The following is a 17,888-nucleotide window of genomic DNA, read 5'->3' as shown; positions in this document are numbered from 1 at the left end:
GCAACACGAAGACCTTCACCGCCGCGCTCGTCCTGCTCCTGGTGCACGAGGGTCGGCTGGGGGGGGGGGGCGCGGCGGCCCCGCGCGGGCGCGCGGCCTTCTCGCCCGGGGCGCGACCGCCCCCGGCACGAGCCTCGCCGGCCCCGGCGAGCGACGACCCAGCGAGACGAACGAAGGAGGCGACTGCGATGGCCGCGGTCACCGGACCGGCCGGTGCGCTCGGAGCGACGCGCCCGGCACGCCTGAGGGGACGACGTCGTCCCGCCCCGGGCGGGGGAGCGACGAAGGGCGGATGGCGGGTCACACCGTGGCTCTTCCTGCTCGTCCCTGTGGGCATGCTGCTGCTCTTCACCTACGTCCCCGTGGCGAACATGGTGTGGTACAGCTTCACGTCCTGGGACGGGCTCGACCCCGTCAAGGAGCCCGTCGGCTGGAAGAACTACGTCGAGATCTTCACGCGACCCGAGATCTTCCGCGTGTTCCTCGTGAGCCTGTACTACCTCGTGGGCGCGGCGGTCCAGCTCGTGCTCGCCCTGTACTTCGCGACGATCCTCAGCTTCAGCACGCGGTTCCGGAACTGGTTCAAGGGGATCATCTTCTTCCCCTACCTCATCAACGGGGTCGCGATCGGGCTCGTCTTCCTCTACTTCTTCCGGCCGGGCGGGACGCTCGACGCGTTCCTCGCGGCGTTCGGGTTCACGGAGCCGCCCCTGTGGCTCGGTGACCCGTCGCTCGTCAACGTCTCGCTCGCCGCGACGAGCGTGTGGCGCTACATGGGCCTGAACTTCGTGCTCTTCCTCGGGGCGATCCAGTCGATCCCGAACGAGCTCTACGAGGCGGCCGACCTCGACGGCGCGAACGCGTGGCAGAAGTTCCGCTTCATCATCGCGCCCGGGATCCGCCAGATCATCGGGCTGTCGGTGATCCTCGCGGTGTCCGGCGCGCTGTCCGTGTTCGAGATGCCGTTCATCATGACGGGCGGCGCGAACGGGTCGGAAACGTTCGTCATCCAGACCGTCAACACGGCCTTCACGTTCTCGAAGGTGGGACTCGCCTCTGCGATGGCGGTCGTCCTGCTGATCATCGTCCTGCTCATCTCGTGGGTGCAGCGACGCGTCGTCCCCGACGAGAGAGGTGACCTCGTATGAGCGCCGCACCGCTGCGCACGTCCGCCGCGCAGGACGACGCCTCCCGGACGGAGGACGCACCGGCATCCCGGACGGCCCCCGGTCCGCGCGACGTGGCCGACCCGCGGCTCCCCGCGCCGTCGGCCGCCGACCGCGTCCGAGCCGGCTGGGCGCGCTGGACGCGCGGGGCGAGCCCGGTCCTCGGCCCCGTCGGCACGACGCTCAAGTACGCCTCGCTGGTCGCGGCCTGCCTCGTGGCGGTCGTCCCGCTCGTGACGATCTTCATGGCGTCTTTCAAGACGCAGGCCGAGTTCCGCGAGACGGGCCCGCTGGACCCGCCGTCGAGCTGGACGAACCTCGACAACTTCGTCACGGCGTTCACGCGCGGGGGCATGCTCCAGGGGTTCGTCAACACGACGATCATCCTCGTCGTGGCCCTCACCGGGACGATCATCATCGGCACGATGGCCGCCTACGCGATCGACCGCTTCACGTTCCGGGGGCAGCGGCTCGTCGTCGGGGCGTTCCTGCTCGCGACGCTCGTGCCCGGCGTCACGACCCAGGTCGCGACGTTCCAGATCGTCAGCGGTCTCGGCCTGTTCAACACCCGGTGGGCCGCGATCGTGCTGTTCATGGGCACCGACATCATCTCGATCTACATCTTCCTGCAGTTCATGAAGTCGATCCCGAGGTCGCTCGACGAGGCGGCCATGCTCGACGGCGCGAACCGCCTGACGATCTACGCGCGGATCGTCTTCCCGCTGCTCAAGCCCGCGATCGCCACGGTGATCATCATCAAGGGCATCGCGATCTACAACGAGTTCTACCTGCCCTGGCTCTACATGCCGAAGCGGGACCTCGGCGTCATCTCGACGTCCCTCTTCCGCTTCAAGGGCCCCTTCGGCGCACAGTGGGAGGTGATCTCCGCCGGGACCGTGCTCGTCATCGTCCCGACGCTGGTCGCGTTCCTGCTGCTGCAGCGCTTCATCTACAACGGACTGACCTCAGGAGCCACCAAGTGACGAGCACGACCGCCCCGACGCCGACCGCACCCGCCGTGCCGGCGACCGACCCCGCGCGCCTCGTCCGGCGTGAGCTCCACGCGGGCTGGACGGCGCGCGCCGTCGCGGGGCCGGTCCCCGCGCACGTCGCGGGCGTGGAGGTCCCGGCCTCGGTCCCGGGCAGCGCCCACACCGACCTGCTCGCGGCGGGGCTGATCCCCGACCCGTACCTCGACGACCACGAGAACCTCGTCGCGTGGGTGGGGCGCTGCGACTGGGAGTACCGGACGACGTTCACCTGGTCGGCGACGGACGCACCCGGCCTGGATCGCCACGACCTCGCGTTCGACGGCCTCGACACCGTCGCGACGGTGTCGCTCAACGGCACGCGCATCCTGAGCGCGCGCAACCAGTTCCGCACGTTCCGCGTCGCCGTGGCGGACCTGCTGCGCGAGGGCGAGAACGAGCTCGTCGTGCGGTTCGCGTCCCCCGTGCGGTTCGCGGACCGCGAGTCGCTCGCGCTCGGCTACCGCCCGCAGGTCAACAAGCACCCATACAACGCGATCCGCAAGTCCGCGTGCAGCTTCGGGTGGGACTGGGGGATCGACGCGCCGTCGGTCGGGCTCTGGAAGCCCGTGCGCCTCGAGTCGTGGTCGACGGCGCGGGTCGCGTCCGTGCGCCCGCTCGTCTCGGTGGACCTGCCCGACGACGCGTCCTCCCGGGCGGGTCACCTCGCCGCCGCGCCGGGCCGGGTCACGGTGCACGTCGACGTCGAGCGGGCGTCGCTCGGCCCGGACGCACTCGGAGCCGCCGGCGACGGGCCGCTCGCCGTGCGCGTCGCGCTCCGCGGCCCCTCCGGCCGCCACGACGCCGAGGTGGCGCTCCCCGCGGGCGCGACGACCGCCGTCGTACCGGTGGACGTCCCGGACGCGGCGCTGTGGTGGCCGCGCGGGTACGGGGAGCAGCCGCTGTACGACGTCGAGGTGACGCTCACCGCGGGCGACGGTGCGCTCGACGGGTGGGCCGGGCGCACGGGCTTCCGCGACGCGCGGCTCGACCTCACGCCCGACGAGCACGGGACGTCGTTCACCGTCGTCGTCAACGGACGCGAGGTGTGGGTCAAGGGCGCGAACTGGATCCCCGACGACGTGTTCGTCCACCGCGTGACGCGCGAGCGCTACGCCGCGCGCCTCGACCAGGCGGAGCTCGCGAACATGAACCTCCTGCGCGTGTGGGGCGGCGGCATCTACGAGGCCGACGACTTCTACGACCTGTGCGACGAGCGCGGCATCCTCACGTGGCAGGACTTCGCGTTCGCGTGCGCCGCGTACTCCGAGGACGAGCCGCTCCGGTCGGAGGTCGAGGCGGAGGCGCGCGACAACGTCACGCGCCTGACCCCGCACCCGAGCCTCGTGGTGTGGAACGGGAGCAACGAGAACATCTGGGGCTTCGGGGCCTGGGGCTGGGACCTGCGGCTCGAGGGCAAGTCGTGGGGCCTCGGCTACTACACCGAGCTGCTGCCCGGTGTCCTCGACGAGCTCGACGGGACGCGCCCGTACACGCCGTCGAGCCCGTGGTCGGGGAGCCTCGACGTGCACCCCAACGACCCCGACCACGGCTCCATGCACTCGTGGGAGCTGTGGAACCGGCAGGACTGGCCGCGCTACCGCGACGACGTGCCGCGCTTCATGGCGGAGTTCGGCTGGCAGGGCCCGCCCACGTGGTCGACGCTCACGCGCGCGATCAGCGACGACCCGCTGACGCCCGAGTCGCCCGGCATGCTCGTGCACCAGAAGGCCGCGCAGGGCAACGACAAGCTCACGGACGGGCTCGTGCGGCACGTGCCGCTGCCGGACGACATGGAGGACTGGCACTGGGCGATGTCCTGGAACCAGGCGGTCGCCGTGCAGGTCGCGGTCGAGCACCTGCGCTCGTGGGCACCCCGCACCATGGGCTCCGTGGTGTGGCAGCTCAACGACTGCTGGCCCGTGACGTCCTGGGCCGCCGTGGACGGCGACGGGCGCGCCAAGCCCCTCCTGCACGCCCTCGCGCACGCGCACGCCGACCGGCTGCTCACCGTCCAGCCGCGCTCGGCGGACGGCGGTGTCCCGGCCGGCGACGAGACCGACCGGCTCGTCGTGGTCGTGGCCAACGACACGGACGAGGCGTGGTCGGGTGACCTCGTGGTGCGACGCGTGTCCTTCGACGGCACGGAGCGGCGGGCGACGTCGGTCCGGACCCGGGTCGACGCGCGCGGGACCACCAGCGTCGAGGTGCCGCGCGACGTCGCGACGCCCGACGACACGGCGGCCGAGCTGCTCGTCGCGACGCTCGGTGGCGCCCGCGCGCTGTGGTGGTTCGCCGAGCCGCGCGACGCGTCGCTCACGCCGCCGCGCCTCGTCACCGAGGTGCACCGCGAGCCCGCTGGCTGGGCCGTGCGGGTGACGGCGGAGAACCTCGTGCGCGACGTCGCGCTCCTGGCCGACAAGCTCCACCCCGGCCTGCGCGCGGACGACATGCTCGTCACGCTCCTGCCCGGCGAGTCCGTGACGTTCCACGTCACCGGGCCCGACGCGGCGCTCGCGGGCGTCGAGCCCGGGGCCCTCGTCGCCCCGCGCGTGCTGCGCTCGACGAACCAGCTCGTCACCGGCCGCGGCCGGCGCTGACCCCGTCCCGGAGGGAGGGACCCGGTGACCGACCGGGTTCCTCCCTCCAGGGCTCCTGGGTCAGGTGTTCCCCGCGAGCAGGCGGTCCACGGCGGCGAGCGGGATGGGCTCCCAGTCCGGGCGGTTGCGCGACTCGTACACGACCTCGTAGAGCGCCTTGTCGAGCGTGAGCGCCCGCACGAGCGCCTCGGACGTCGCGCGGTCGACGCCGGCCGTGTCCGCCCGGTCGTACGCGTCGAGGAACGCGGTGCGTGCCTGGACGGCCCACGCGGCGTCGCGCGCGCGCCCCACGGCGGCGGCGTAGTCGAACGACCGCACGATCCCGGCGACGTCGCGCAGCGCGAGGTCCGGGCGCGTGCGCTCCGCGACGGGCCGCAGGGGCTCGCCCTCGAAGTCGAGCACCTTCCAGCCGAACCGGCGCGCGTGCAGCACCTGGCCGAGGTGCAGGTCGCCGTGGACGGTCTGGAGCCGGGGGAGCGCGTCGGGGACGCGCGTGACGTTCGCGAGGCGCGCCGACGTGCGGTCCCAGAAGGCGGCGACGTCCGCCGCGCGCCGCCCGAGCGCGCGCGACGACGCGACGGCCTCGTCCGCGCGCCGGCGCAGGTCCGCGACGAGCCAGCGCGCGTCGACGGGCGAGCCGACGCCGAACGCGCTGCGGAGCGCGGCGTGCAGGTCGGCGAGCACCCGGCCGAGGTCGGTCGCGAGATCGGCGAACGAGGCGTCCTGCCCCGCGTAGGAGCAGGCGAGGTCGAACCCGTCGCGCGCGCCCTCGACGAACTCGCTGAGGATCGCCAGGTGCGCGGAGCGGGGCGCCTCCGGGCCCGGGGCGGTGCCCGACGGCGGCGCCCCGCCCTCCGCGGTCGGCTCGCCCGCTCGGTCGTCCGCGCCCGGGTCGACGGCGGCCGGGTCGTCCGCCGCGTCCCACCGCACCTCGAGCCACGCGAGCGGCCGGGGCACCCCCGCCCAGCCCTGGGCCGCCAGGGCGCGGGGGATGGTCACGTCGGGGTTGGGTCCGATCGCGATGGCGCGCAGGACCTTGAGCATGCTCCCGCCGGCGACCCGCGGCAGCAGCACCGAGCTGTTCGACTGCTCGACGCTCAGCGCGCGTCCACCGGTGAGGTCGGTGTCGGCGTCGGGACCTCCGCCGCGGGGACTCGCCCCGCCCGGTGCCGTGCCGTGGCTCTCCCACTCCGCCACGGCCAGGAGGGCCGCCCAGCACGCGGGGTGCGCGGCGCCGTCGTGCACGACCCACCCGGCGTCGTCGGCGCCGCCCGGGGCGAGCGTCCCGATCGACGCCGCGCCACCCGGCGTCGCGACCCCCGACGTCGCGCCGCCGGGGGTCGCGCCGCCCAGGGCCGCGTCGCCCGGCGGCGTCGCCGGCTCGAGCACGAGGGGCACCTGCACGACGAGGTCCACGCCCTCCCCGACGAGCCGCAGCAGGTGGAGCTCGACCCGCGTCCCCGGCCACGCGTCGTCGGGCGGGCCGGGCGTCGTGGCGGACGCCGGGACGTCGAGCGCGAAGGACAGCCACGGCACGTGCCGCACGGCGACCCCCTTCACGGGGTACCACCGCCGCGCGGGCAGCCAGGCGTCCAGGAGCTCCATGAGCTCCGCCGAGGGCGGGTCCGTCCGCCGTACCGTCACACGTGCCTCCCGGGTCCAGGTCGCCTTCATGCCATCACGCGAGCGTCGCACCCGCCGCACGAGGGCTCGGAGAGGGCGGACCCGGTCAGGCGGGATCGGTCACCACGAGCCAGTAGAAGTCGCGCGACCCCCACGTCATGACGACGCGCTCGTCGTCGTCGACGGCGGGGAAGTGGGCGCCTCCGAACACGTCGGTGAGCGTCGCCCCGGCGTGCCCGGGCACGTACACCGAGGCCGAGCGCGCGGTCGCCGAGAGGTTCGCGACGCACAGGACCGTCTCGGTCGGCGTGCGGCGCAGGAACGCGAGGATCGACTCGTTGTCGCACTCGAGCGGGACGAAGTCGCCCGTGCCGAAGGCCTTGTGGCGCCGCCGGACCTTGAGCATCCCGTGGACCCAGTGCAGCAGCGACGTCGACTGCTCGAGCTGCGCTTCGACGTTGACGTAGCCGTAGTGGTGCACGAGCGACTGTACGAGCGGCAGGTACACCTTGCCGGGGTCGGCGGTCGAGAACCCGGCGTTGCGGTCCGGCGTCCACTGCATGGGGGTGCGCACGGCGTCGCGGTCGGGCAGCCAGATGTTGTCGCCCATCCCGATCTCGTCGCCGTAGTACAGGCACGGGCTGCCCGGCAGGGAGAGCAGGAGCGCGTGCGCGAGCTCGACCTCCTTGCGCGAGTTGTCGAGCAGGGGAGCGAGCCGGCGCCGGATGCCGACGTTCGCGCGCATGCGCGGGTCGGGCGCGTACCACCCGTACATGGACGCGCGCTCCTCGGTGGAGACCATCTCGAGCGTGAGCTCGTCGTGGTTGCGCAGGAACGTGCTCCACTGGGCGCCGGGCGGGATGTCGGGCGTGTCGGCGAGGATCTCCAGGACCTGGTTGGCGCGCTGGTCCCGGATCGCGTAGTAGATGCGGGGCATCACGGGGAAGTGGAAGCACATGTGGCACTCGGGCTCGTCCTCGGTGCCGAAGTAGTCCACGACCTCGCGCGGCCACTGGTTCGCCTCGGCGAGCAGGATGCGCCCCGGGAACTCGGTGTCGACCATGCGCCGCACGCGCCGCAGGAACTCGTGCGTCTGCGGCAGGTTCTCGCAGTTGGTGCCCTCCGCCTCGTAGAGGTAGGGCACCGCGTCGAGCCGGAACCCGTCGACGCCCATCTGGAGCCAGAACCGCGCGACGTCGAGCATCGCGTCGGCGACCCGCGGGTTCTCGAAGTTGAGGTCGGGCTGGTGGGAGAAGAACCGGTGCCAGAAGAACTGGCGGCGCACGGGGTCGAACGTCCAGTTGGACGTCTCGGTGTCGACGAAGATGATGCGCGCGTCCTGGTAGCGCGTGTCGTCGTCGCTCCACACGTAGAAGTCGCCGTACGGGCCCTCGGGGTCGGCGCGCGACGCCTGGAACCACGGGTGCTGGTCGCTCGTGTGGTTCATGACGAGGTCGATGACGACGCGCATGCCGCGCGCGTGCGCCTCGCTCACGAGCTCGGCGAAGTCGGACGTCGAGCCGTACTGCGGCGCGATCGCGGTGTAGTCGGAGACGTCGTAGCCGCCGTCGCGCAGGGGTGACGGGTAGAACGGCGGCAGCCACAGCGCGTCGATCCCGAGCCACTGCAGGTAGTCGAGACGGTCGATGAGGCCGCGCAGGTCGCCCGTCCCGCTGCCGTCGGAGTCGGAGAACGCGCGGACGATCACCTCGTAGAAGACCGCGGTGCGGTACCAGTCGGGGTCGTCGGACAGGCCGGGACGCGCGTCGACGGGCGCGGCCGGCTGGCGGCGCGGTGGGAGCGCCGCGACGGGGACGGGGGCGGTGATCGGCGGCACGGGGGCGGGGCCGGCAGCCGGCCCCCGGACGGGGACCGGTGCGGCGTCACGGGGGAACGTCATGCCGGCCTCACGTGCACGACGTGCGCGACCTGGCGCATCGGCTCGAGCCGCACGTACACGTCCTGGCCCCAGCCGTAGCTCTCGCCGGACAGCTCGTCGTGCGCGACGAACGACGGCGCCCAGGGGTCCTGGCCGTCCGCGAGGGGTGGCAGCCCGAGGGCCGCGAGGTCGAGGTGCACGTTCGACTCCTGCGGGGAGTGGGGGTCGAGGTTCACCACGACGACGACGGTGTCGGCCTCCCCCGTCGGGGAGTGCTCGGCGGGCAGGTGCCGCGAGAACGCGAGCACCTGGTCGTTCGTCGTCGGGTGCACCGTGAGGTTGCGGAGCTGGCGCAGCGCGGGGTGGTCGCGGCGGACCTCGTTGAGCCGCGCGAGCAGCGTCGAGATCCCGATCTCCTCCGCGAGCGCCCAGTCGCGCGGCTTGTACTCGTACTTCTCGTTGTCGATCTGCTCCTCGACGCCCGGTCGCGGGACGTTCTCGACGAGCTCGTACCCGGAGTAGATCCCCCACGTGGGCGACCCGGTCGCGGCGAGCACCGCGCGCACCGCGAACCCGGCCACGCCGCCGTGCTGGAGGTACGGCGGGAGGATGTCGTGCGTCGTCGGCCAGAAGCTCGGCCGCATGTACGCGCCCGCCTCGCCCGAGACCTCCTCGAGGTACTCGGCGAGCTCGTCGCGCGTGTTGCGCCACGTGAAGTACGTGTACGACTGGTGGAACCCGATGCGTGCGAGCGTGTGCATCATCGCGGGCTTGGTGAACGCCTCCGAGAGGAACACGACCTCGGGGTTCGTCGCGCGCACCTCGGCCAGCAGCCACTCCCAGAAGTCGAGCGGCTTCGTGTGCGGGTTGTCGACGCGGAACGCCGTGACGCCCCGGTCGATCCACACGCGGACCACGCGCAGGACCTCCGCGTAGATGCCTTCGGGGTCGTTGTCGAAGTTCAGCGGGTAGATGTCCTGGTACTTCTTGGGCGGGTTCTCCGCGTACGCGATCGAGCCGTCGGCGCGCGTCGTGAACCACTCGGGGTGCTCGGCGACCCAGGGGTGGTCGGGCGAGCACTGGAGCGCGAGGTCGATCGCGACCTCGAGACCGTGGCGCCGGGCCTCCTTGACGAACGCGCGGAACGTGCGGTCGCTCCCGAGCTCGGGGTGGATCGCGTCGTGGCCGCCGTCCTTCGAGCCGATCGCGTACGGGCTGCCCGGGTCGCCCGGGAGCGCGGTGAGCGAGTTGTTGCGGCCCTTGCGGTGGGTCGTGCCGATGGGGTGGACGGGCGTGAGGTAGACGACGTCGAAGCCCATCGCGGCGATCGCCGGCAGGCGGCGGGCCGCGGCCGTGAACGTCCCGGAGCGCCAGCGCCCGTCCTTGAGCCGGCGCGCGCCCTCCGAGCGGGGGAACATCTCGTACCACGCGCCGGCGAGCGCCAGCGGGCGCTCGACGCGCAGCGCGTACGTGGCCGACTCCGTGACGTGGTCGCGCAGTGGCGCGCGGTTTAGGGCGTCACGCACCTCGGGCGACGTCGCGGCGGCGAGCCGGGCCTGGGCGGGACGGCTCGCGTCGGCGAGCGCGGCGGCCGCGTCGGCGAGGGTGCGCGCGTCCTCGGGGGAGCGCGTGCCCGGGGTGCCGTCCGCGCCGGGGAGGGGGACGGCGTCGGCCAGGACGCGCTCGAAGAGGCGGACCCCCTCGGCGAGCATGAGGTCGACGTCGACGCCGGCCGCGATCTTCACGCTCGCGTCGTGCGCCCACGTGCCGTACGGGTCGCTCCACGCCTCGACCCGCAGCCGCCAGTCGCCGACCGCGTCGGGGTGCAGCGTGGCGCGGAACCGGTCGAGGCCGGGCGCGACGTCCGCCATGCGCGCGGTGCGCTCGGCACCGTCGGGGGCGACGAGGACGGCGGTCGCGGCGACGGCGTCGTGCCCCTCGCGGAACACGGTCGCCTCGACGGGCACCATCTCGCCGACGACGGCCTTCGCGGGCCACCGGCCGCCCTCGACGACGGGGGACACGTCCAGCACGGGGATGCGGCCGATCGGGGCGGCGGGTGCGGGTGCGGGGGTGCGGTGCGGCGCGGGGGCCGGAGGGGTCGACGTCACACGCACAACGTATCGATGCCCACGGGGGGCAGGCACCTGGGAGCGGGGTCGGCGCGTCGTCGGGCGGGTGCGGGCGACGGGGTGACGCCGGGGTGAAAGTTCACGCAAGCGTGACGTGCGTGTGACACCGCGAGGGTGTGCACCGGCCTCGGCCTGCGTAGTCTCGTCCCCGTGAGAGCGATCCGACGGTTCACCGTCCGCACCCTGCTGCCCGCCGAGCTGCGCGACCTGGACGAGCTGGCCCACAACCTGCGCTGGTCCTGGCACGCCCCGACGCGCGACCTGTTCGCCGGCATCGACCCCGAGGCGTGGGCGTCGGCGCACGGCGACCCCGTCGCGCTGCTCGGCGCGCTCGGGCCGGAGCGGCTCGCGGAGCTCGCGGCCGACGGCGCGTTCGTCGAGCGCGTGCGCGCCGCGTCGGCCGACCTGCGCCACTACCTCGACGACGCGCTGTGGTACCAGCAGCAGGCGGCGTCGGAGGAGGGGAGCGGTTCGCTCCCCGCCGCGATCGCCTATTTCTCGCCCGAGTTCGGCATCACGTCGGTGCTGCCGCAGTACTCCGGCGGCCTCGGCATCCTCGCGGGCGACCACCTCAAGAGCGCGAGCGACCTCGGCGTGCCGATCGTCGGCGTCGGGCTCCTGTACGGCGCCGGGTACTTCAAGCAGTCGCTCACGCGCGACGGCTGGCAGGTCGAGACCTACCCGCTGCTCGACCCGGACGGTCTTCCGCTGACCCTCCTGCGCGACGACGACGGCACGCCCGCGCGCGTGTCCCTCGCCCTCCCGGGCGGGCGCACGCTGCACGCGCACGTGTGGGTCGCGGCGGTCGGGCGCGTGCCCCTGCTGCTGCTCGACTCGAACGTGCCGGGCAACGACGAGGCTGCGCGCAAGGTCACCGACCGCCTCTACGGCGGCGGCGGCGAGCACCGCCTCCAGCAGGAGCTCCTCCTGGGCGTGGGCGGCGTGCGTGCGCTGCGCCTGTGGTCGCGCCTCACGGGCGCCCCGGCGCCGGAGGTCTACCACACCAACGAGGGGCACGCCGGGTTCCTCGGCGTCGAGCGCATCCGCGAGCTCGTCGAGCAGGGCCTCACGTTCGACGAGGCGCTCGAGGCCGTGCGTGCCGCGACCGTCTTCACGACGCACACGCCGGTGCCGGCGGGCATCGACCGGTTCGGCCGCGACCTCGTCACGCAGTACTTCGGCGGCGACATGGCGGTGGACGGGCTCCCGGTCGAGCGCGTCCTCGCGCTCGGCGCCGAGGACTACGACGGCGGCGACCCGACCGTCTTCAACATGGCCGTCATGGGCCTGCGCCTGGGCGGCCGCGCCAACGGCGTCTCGCTGCTGCACGGCGAGGTGTCGCGCGGCATGTTCGAGGGCCTGTGGCCGGGCTTCGACGCGCGCGAGGTCCCCATCACGTCCGTGACGAACGGTGTCCACTCGCCCACGTGGGTCGACCCGGCGCTCGCGGCGCTCGAGGCCGAGCGCCTGGGGCTGGACGAGCTCACGGCCGAGCACGCGTCGTCGGGCTGGCTGCGCGGCGACGGGGGCGGCGCGGTCAGCGACGGCGAGCTCTGGGCGATCCGCCGCGAGATGCGCGGCCGCCTCGTCGACGAGGCGCGCCGCCGTGTGCGCAAGTCGTGGCGCGAGCGCGGCGCGACCCCGGCCGAGCTCGGCTGGGTCGACGACGTGCTCTCGCCCGAAGTGCTCACCATCGGCTTCGCGCGCCGCGTGCCCACGTACAAGCGGCTCACGCTCATGCTGCGCGACCCCGAGCGACTCAAGGCTCTCCTGCTGCACCCCGAGCGCCCCGTGCAGCTCGTCGTGGCCGGCAAGTCGCACCCCGCGGACGACCAGGGCAAGCGCCTCATCCAGCAGCTCGTGCGGTTCACCGACGACCCCGAGGTGCGCCACCGCATCGTCTTCCTGCCCAACTACGACATCGCCATGGCGCAGTCGCTCTACCCGGGCTGCGACGTCTGGCTCAACAACCCGCTGCGCCCGCTCGAGGCGTCGGGGACGTCGGGCATGAAGTCGGCGCTCAACGGCGGGCTCAACCTGTCCATCCTCGACGGGTGGTGGGACGAGTGGTTCGACGGCGAGAACGGCTGGGCCATCCCGACCGCCGACGGCGTCGAGGACCCGGACCGCCGCGACGACCTCGAGGCGTCGGCGCTGTACGACCTCGTCGAGCAGCAGGTCGCGCCGCGCTTCTACGACCGCACGGCCGACGGCGTCCCGGACCGGTGGCTCGAGATGGTCCGCCACACGCTCGCGACGCTCGGGCCCAAGGTCCAGGCGACGCGCATGGTCGGCGAGTACGTCACGCGCCTGTACGCGCCGGCCGCCGCGGCCGGGCGGACGCTGGCCGCCGACGGGCTCGCCCCGGCGCGCGAGCTCGCGCACTGGAAGGAGTCCGTGCGGTCCGGCTGGTCGCGCGTGCGCGTCGACCACGTCGACTCGTCCGGCATCGGCGAGGTGCCGCAGGTCGGCGACCGGCTCACGGTGCGCGCGTACGTGTCGCTCGGGGACCTGCGCCCCGAGGACGTGCAGGTGCAGGTCGTGCACGGCCGCGTCAGCGAGGCCGACGTCATCGAGGAGTTCACGGCCGAGCCGCTCGCGCTCGCCGAGACGTACGAGGCCGGCCGCTACGCGTTCGCCGGTGAGGTCGTGCTCGACGCGTCCGGCCCGTTCGGCTACACGGTGCGCGTCGTCCCGACGCACGACGGCCTCCCGAGCGTCGCCGAGCTCGGCCTCGTCGCCAACGCCTGACCCAGGACTGCCGAGGGAGAACCGGGTCTGCCGAAGTAGTACGGCGGTCGGCCGAGGTAGAACGCTGGTCGGCCCAGGTAGAACGCTGGTTGCCGAAGTAGTACGGGTGTCTGGCGAGGTAGAACGCTGGTTGGCCCGGGTGGAGGTCTGGTCGTGGCCGGCCTCCACCTCGGCGCCGGCGTGGCCTGGTGCCCGACGGCGTCGCCTCGCCGGGAGTGCCTCCCGCCCCGCGGTTGTCCACAGATCCGGCGAACACGCCCCACAGCGTCCCGGTTCCCGCCACGCTGGGCCGATGAACGAGTCATCGAACGTCTCCGAGTCGTCGACCCTTGACCCGATCACGCCACGCAGGTACGCGTCCTCGCGACCACCCGGGCGCTACACCGCGGACACGGTGGGACCGCGGGGCGTCCCGGCGGCCGTCCCGTACGACCGTCGCCGCCGTGCCGAGCTGACCGCTCGCGCACGAGATGGCGAGCTGGTGCGGGTACGGCGCGGCGTCTACCTCCCGTCTCCGCACACCGCCGCCCACGCACGCGAGCAGTGGCTGCTCGCCCAGGTGCGCGGCGTCGTCGACAGCTTCACCACGCCGTTCTGGGTGAGTCACGACACCGCGGCGCTGCTCTGGGGATGCTGGACGTGGCGGCTGCCCCCGTTCGTGCATCTGACCCAGCTCGCGAACCCGCGGGTCGAGCGTGAGCGCGACCCGACCCTGCGGCGGCACTGGACCGCCCTTCCGCATCGTGATCGCACACACCTCGACGGCGTCCCGGTGACGAGCCTCGAGCGCACCGTCGTCGACTGCGCCCGCTCGCTGCCCCTCGAGCGCAGCCTCGTCGTCGTGGACTCGGCGCTGCGGCTGGGCGCTGACCGGCAGGTCGTCGAACAGGTGCTCGACGAGTCGCGGGGCAAGCGTGGCGTGGTCCGTGCGCGTCGCGCGCTGGAGCTCGCGGACGCGGCGTCGGAGTCCCCGGGCGAGACCTTGCTCAGGCTTGCCGCGACACTGGGCGGGCTGCCGACACCCCGCCCGCAGGTTCCGGTCTCCACGCCCCGCGGCCGCTACGTCCTCGATCTCGCCTGGGTCGACGCGCGCGTCGCGATCGAGTTCGACGGTGCCGTGAAGTACTCCGGCGGGGCGTACGGGGACCCGGCCGCGGCACGACGTGCGCAGGACGTCCGTGAGGCGGCGCTCGTCGCCGCCGGCTGGTCGGTCGTGCGGTTCATGTGGGAGGACCTCGGCGACCCGGTCGCGGTGGGCTGCCGTCTGGCGGAGGCACGCCGGCTCGCGCTCCGACGCCAGGCCTCCCGGAGGGTGCCCCTCGCGCCGAGGTAGAACCGTGGTCCGCCGAGGTAGAACGCTGGTAGGCGGAGGGAGGCCCCTGCTGTCACCGAGACCTGGTCGGTGATCTGAGCGCGACCCAGGCCAACCACGTTTCTCTCGCCGGACCAGCGTTCTCTCTCGTCGGACCAGCGTTCTACCTCGGCAGCCCGGGTGCTACCTCGAGAAGGGAGAGGTAGCGGGTGCGGGTGCGGACGACGTAGGCGAGCTGGGTCTCGATGCCGTCGACGAACTCCTCGCGGTAGACCGCGTCGACCTGCACGGAGATGGCGTAGTAGAGGCCGGTGAAGGTCGCGATGGCGACGGAGACCCTGAGGAGGGTCTGCGTGACGACGAGGTCGGCTCCACCCACCCCGCCCCCGCCCGCGAGCGAGAGCGTCTGCTGCCACGTTCCGCCGTCGACGTCCCACAGCGCCATGACCTCCGGCGTGACGGTGAGGGCGCCCAGCGCCATGAAGAACACCCCCATGCCGAGGCTCACCACGAGCACCTGGAGGAGCTGGCTGCTCGCGATCATCGTCGCGAGGTTCGCCGTCTGGCCGCGGCTGAAGCGCGTGGCGCGCTCGTGCCCGGGCAGCCGCGCGGCGGTCTCGGCGAGAGCCTCGCGCGCCTCGGCGGGGGAGCGCAGGCCGACGAACAGCACGACGAGCAGCGCGAAGAACGCGCCGAGCACGACGTCGGCGATGCCGTGCGTGCGGTCGAACACCTGCCAGACCTCGGCGTTGTAGAAGAGCACGAGCGAGAACACGAGCAGCAGGGGGAGGAGCCGCACGAGCCGCAGGAGAGCGGCGCCGAGCTCGTCGGTGACACGCGCGAGGCCCCACCACAACGACGACAGCACGCCGTACCCGACGACGACGCGCACGACCCCGAGCAGGACCAGGTTTCCCGTGACGGTGAGCAGCGCGTCGCCCCACTGGCCGCCGAACACGAGGGGCAGGAGCGCCGGGACGAGCACGAAGAACGCGAGCTCGGGGATCCCGACCGACTGGGGGAGGGTCGACCACGGGCGGCCGCGGAGCACGTTGAGGCCGGCGTACGCGGCCGCGACGATCGCGGCACCCCCGAGGAGAGCGAGCACGTTGGCCCAGGCAGGCCAGCCGGACCGGATCGCGCCGCTCAGCTCGCCCAGCAGCACCACGAGCAGGAACGGTGCCGACCGCCCGAACACGTCACGGTCCACGGAGTGGCCCTCGACCAGGAGTGGGAGCCCGTTGCGGCGAAAGACGCGCTCGCACGCGGCGACGTCGGGCGCGTCAGCCTCCGGGTCGGCCCCGGGCTGGTCGACGAGGAGTGGCGAGGGCGGTTCCTCGTGGCTGGCGGATCCCGTGCCCGAGGTGGGGCCGGTCCGCCCGGGCAGGGACGCGTCGTCGTGCACGTTCATGCACGGTGACCCTACCGGCCGCGACACCCCGCGCGACGGACCCCGACGGCCGGTCGCCGGTGAGCGGGGTTCTCTCTCCCGGAACCAGGGTTCTACCTCGCAAGACCGACGTTCTACCTCGGGGAACCAGGGTGCTACCTCGGTGGACCGGGGTTCTACCTCGCGGGGTCTGGTTCACCCCGCATAACCCGGCCTCGACCTCGAGGGTCAGCCGAGCTCGGCGGCGAGCGCCCGGCCTGCGACGCGGCCGGAGTAGAGGCAGCCGCCGAGGAAGGTCCCTTCCAGCGCGCGGTGGCCGTGGACGCCGCCGCCCCCGAACCCGGCGGCCTCGCCCGCCGCCCAGAGCCCCGGCAGCACCGACCCGTCCTGGCGGAGCACGCGCGCGGAGGTGTCGGTCCACAGCCCGCCGAGCGTCTTGCGCGTGAGCACGGACAGGCGGACGGCGAGCAGCGGCCCGTCCTTGGGGGTCGTGAGCGGGCGCGGCGGCGAGACGCGGATGAGCCGGTCGACGCGGTAGCGCCGCGCCATCGCCGTGGCGACGACCTGCGGGTCCTTGCCGAGACCGGTGCGGACCTGCTCGTCGCGCAGGTGGACGATGCGCGCGAGGGCGTCGGCGTCGATGTGCCCGCGCGAGCCCGGCGTCGCGTCGACGAGCGCATTCATCCCGGCCGCGAGCTCCTCGGGCGTGTCGGCCCACACGAACTCGGGCGACTGCTCCGCGAACCGCGCGACCGGGCCGACGGCGCGTGGCAGGACGCGCTGGGCGAGCAGCCTGACGTCCTTGCCGGTGAGGTCAGGGTTCTGCTCCGAGCCGGACAGCGCGAACTCGGACTCCATGATCGCCTTGTTGAGCACGAACCAGGAGTGGTCGTCGCCGCGCTCGGCGACGTGCTGGAGCGCGCCGAGCGCGTCGAACCCGGGAAACAGCGGCGCGGGGAGCCGGTTGCCGTCGGCGTCGAGCCACAGCGAGCTCGGGCCGGGCAGGATGCGGATGCCGTGGTCGGTCCAGACGGGGGAGTGGTTCGCGATCCCCTCGGGGTAGTGCCACATGCGGTCCTCGTGCACGAGCGCGGCGCCCGCGTCGGCGGCGACGCCGATCATGAGCCCGTCGGTCGAGTCGGGGACGCCGGAGAGCATGCGCGCGGGGAGCCGGCCCGCCGTCTGCGGCCACCGCGAGCGGACGAGCTCGTGGTTCGCGCCGATCCCGCCCGACGTCACGACGACGGCGCTCGCCGCGATCTCCACCTCGCCGACGACCTCGCGCGACGACGGCGCTCCGCGCTCGACGTCCGACGGCGCGAGGACCTCCGCGCGCACGCCCGTCACCGCGCCGTCGGTCTCGACGAGCGACGTGACGCGGTGCCGGAACCGCAGGTCGAGCAGCCCGGCGGCGCGCGCGTCGAGCGCCGCCCGGACGAACGGCTCGAGGATCGCCGGCCCGGTTCCCCACGTGACGTGGAAGCGCGGGACGGAGTTGCCGTGCCCTCCGGCGGCCGTCCCGTCGGCGCCCGAGGTCACCGGGTACCCGCCGCGCTCCGCCCACTGCACGAGCGGGAACCACCGCACACCCTTGTCGTGCAGCCAGCCGCGCATCTCGCCCGCCGCGAAGTCGACGAACCCCCGCGCCCAGGCGTACCCGTGGCGGTCGGGGCCCTCGCCGCGGTCGGCGCCGGGCGCGAACCGCGCCGACCCGAGCCAGTCGTCGAACGCGAGCTCGGCGGAGTCGGTGACGCCCATGCGCCGCTGCTCGGGCGAGCCGACGAGGAACAGGCCGCCGAACGACCACCACGCCTGCCCGCCGAGGCTCGCGGCGGGCTCCTGGTCCAGCAGGACGACGCGCCGTCCCGCTGCGGTGAGCTCGGTCGCCGCGACGAGGCCGGCGAGCCCGGCCCCCACGACGACGACCTCGGGGTTCTCGATCGTGGGGGAGCTGACGGAGGAGTCGACCGCGCTGTCACTCATGGGCGAAGACTAGAGCACGCCGAT

General features: G+C 73.5%; 10 protein-coding genes. 5 read left to right on the top strand and 5 right to left on the bottom strand.

Annotated elements, in window-relative coordinates:
- The first annotated feature begins 188 nt into the window (after positions 1–188).
- From ACFWH7_RS13650 to ACFWH7_RS13640, 3 genes are read left to right on the top strand one after another with little or no spacing between them, the layout of a single operon-like run.
- The gene (locus ACFWH7_RS13650) at positions 189–1,148 is read left to right on the top strand and encodes a carbohydrate ABC transporter permease (protein ID WP_378217055.1); all 960 of its coding nucleotides are present in this window, start codon (positions 189–191) and stop codon (positions 1,146–1,148) included.
- Positions 1,145–2,149 (top strand): carbohydrate ABC transporter permease, encoded by a 1,005-nt coding sequence (locus tag ACFWH7_RS13645; protein WP_378217054.1) that lies wholly within the window; start codon positions 1,145–1,147, stop codon positions 2,147–2,149. The genes ACFWH7_RS13650 and ACFWH7_RS13645 overlap by 4 nt, the downstream gene beginning before the upstream one ends.
- Positions 2,146–4,794 carry a glycoside hydrolase family 2 protein gene (locus tag ACFWH7_RS13640; protein WP_378217053.1) on the top strand — a complete coding sequence of 883 codons (2,649 nt, stop codon included), beginning with the start codon at positions 2,146–2,148 and terminating at the stop codon, positions 4,792–4,794. The genes ACFWH7_RS13645 and ACFWH7_RS13640 overlap by 4 nt, the downstream gene beginning before the upstream one ends.
- Before the next feature lie 60 nt (positions 4,795–4,854).
- Here ACFWH7_RS13640 and ACFWH7_RS13635 read toward each other — a convergent pair whose 3' ends face one another.
- The 3 genes from ACFWH7_RS13635 to ACFWH7_RS13625 are packed head-to-tail and all read right to left on the bottom strand — an operon-like array spanning position 4,855 to position 10,407.
- Positions 4,855–6,468 (bottom strand): aminoglycoside phosphotransferase, encoded by a 1,614-nt coding sequence (locus ACFWH7_RS13635; RefSeq protein ID WP_378217052.1) that lies wholly within the window; start codon positions 6,466–6,468, stop codon positions 4,855–4,857.
- Between the two features lie 55 nt (positions 6,469–6,523).
- Entirely contained in the window at positions 6,524–8,317 is a 1,794-nt protein-coding gene (gene treS / locus ACFWH7_RS13630; RefSeq protein ID WP_378217051.1) for a maltose alpha-D-glucosyltransferase, read from the bottom strand.
- Entirely contained in the window at positions 8,314–10,407 is a 2,094-nt protein-coding gene (locus tag ACFWH7_RS13625) for an alpha-1,4-glucan--maltose-1-phosphate maltosyltransferase (protein WP_378217050.1), read from the bottom strand. The genes treS and ACFWH7_RS13625 overlap by 4 nt, the downstream gene beginning before the upstream one ends.
- A gap of 171 nt (positions 10,408–10,578) precedes the next feature.
- On the opposite strand from ACFWH7_RS13625, the gene glgP reads away from it, so the two are divergent.
- Both glgP and ACFWH7_RS13615 read left to right on the top strand, forming a co-directional pair.
- Positions 10,579–13,179 carry an alpha-glucan family phosphorylase gene (glgP, locus tag ACFWH7_RS13620; protein WP_378217049.1) on the top strand — a complete coding sequence of 867 codons (2,601 nt, stop codon included), beginning with the start codon at positions 10,579–10,581 and terminating at the stop codon, positions 13,177–13,179.
- A 292-nt stretch (positions 13,180–13,471) separates the two neighbouring features.
- Positions 13,472–14,512 (top strand): hypothetical protein, encoded by a 1,041-nt coding sequence (locus tag ACFWH7_RS13615; protein WP_378217048.1) that lies wholly within the window; start codon positions 13,472–13,474, stop codon positions 14,510–14,512.
- Positions 14,513–14,654: 142 nt separating this feature from the next.
- On the opposite strand, the gene ACFWH7_RS13610 is transcribed toward ACFWH7_RS13615, so the two are convergent.
- Together ACFWH7_RS13610 and ACFWH7_RS13605 are read right to left on the bottom strand one after the other, a co-directional pair.
- Complete coding sequence (locus ACFWH7_RS13610; RefSeq protein WP_378217047.1) at positions 14,655–15,902, bottom strand: hypothetical protein; 1,248 nt, start codon at positions 15,900–15,902, stop codon at positions 14,655–14,657.
- Between the two features lie 207 nt (positions 15,903–16,109).
- Positions 16,110–17,864 (bottom strand): FAD-binding dehydrogenase, encoded by a 1,755-nt coding sequence (locus ACFWH7_RS13605; RefSeq protein ID WP_378217045.1) that lies wholly within the window; start codon positions 17,862–17,864, stop codon positions 16,110–16,112.
- Positions 17,865–17,888: the final 24 nt, after the last annotated feature.

This window comes from Cellulosimicrobium cellulans, assembly GCF_042723955.1.
GTDB lineage: Bacteria > Actinomycetota > Actinomycetes > Actinomycetales > Cellulomonadaceae > Cellulosimicrobium > Cellulosimicrobium cellulans_H.
This window is presented reverse-complemented; position numbering and strand designations above follow the sequence as displayed.

Bases quoted from the DNA above. Each gene is read 5' to 3' on its own strand.
- ACFWH7_RS13615 (WP_378217048.1), top strand. From the start codon at position 13,472: ATGAACGAGTCATCGAACGTCTCCGAGTCGTCGACCCTTGACCCGATC.
- ACFWH7_RS13605 (WP_378217045.1), bottom strand. From the start codon at position 17,864: ATGAGTGACAGCGCGGTCGACTCCTCCGTCAGCTCCCCCACGATCGAG.
- treS (WP_378217051.1), bottom strand. From the start codon at position 8,317: ATGACGTTCCCCCGTGACGCCGCACCGGTCCCCGTCCGGGGGCCGGCT.
- ACFWH7_RS13645 (WP_378217054.1), top strand. From the start codon at position 1,145: ATGAGCGCCGCACCGCTGCGCACGTCCGCCGCGCAGGACGACGCCTCC.
- ACFWH7_RS13650 (WP_378217055.1), top strand. From the start codon at position 189: ATGGCCGCGGTCACCGGACCGGCCGGTGCGCTCGGAGCGACGCGCCCG.
- ACFWH7_RS13610 (WP_378217047.1), bottom strand. From the start codon at position 15,902: ATGAACGTGCACGACGACGCGTCCCTGCCCGGGCGGACCGGCCCCACC.
- ACFWH7_RS13635 (WP_378217052.1), bottom strand. From the start codon at position 6,468: ATGAAGGCGACCTGGACCCGGGAGGCACGTGTGACGGTACGGCGGACG.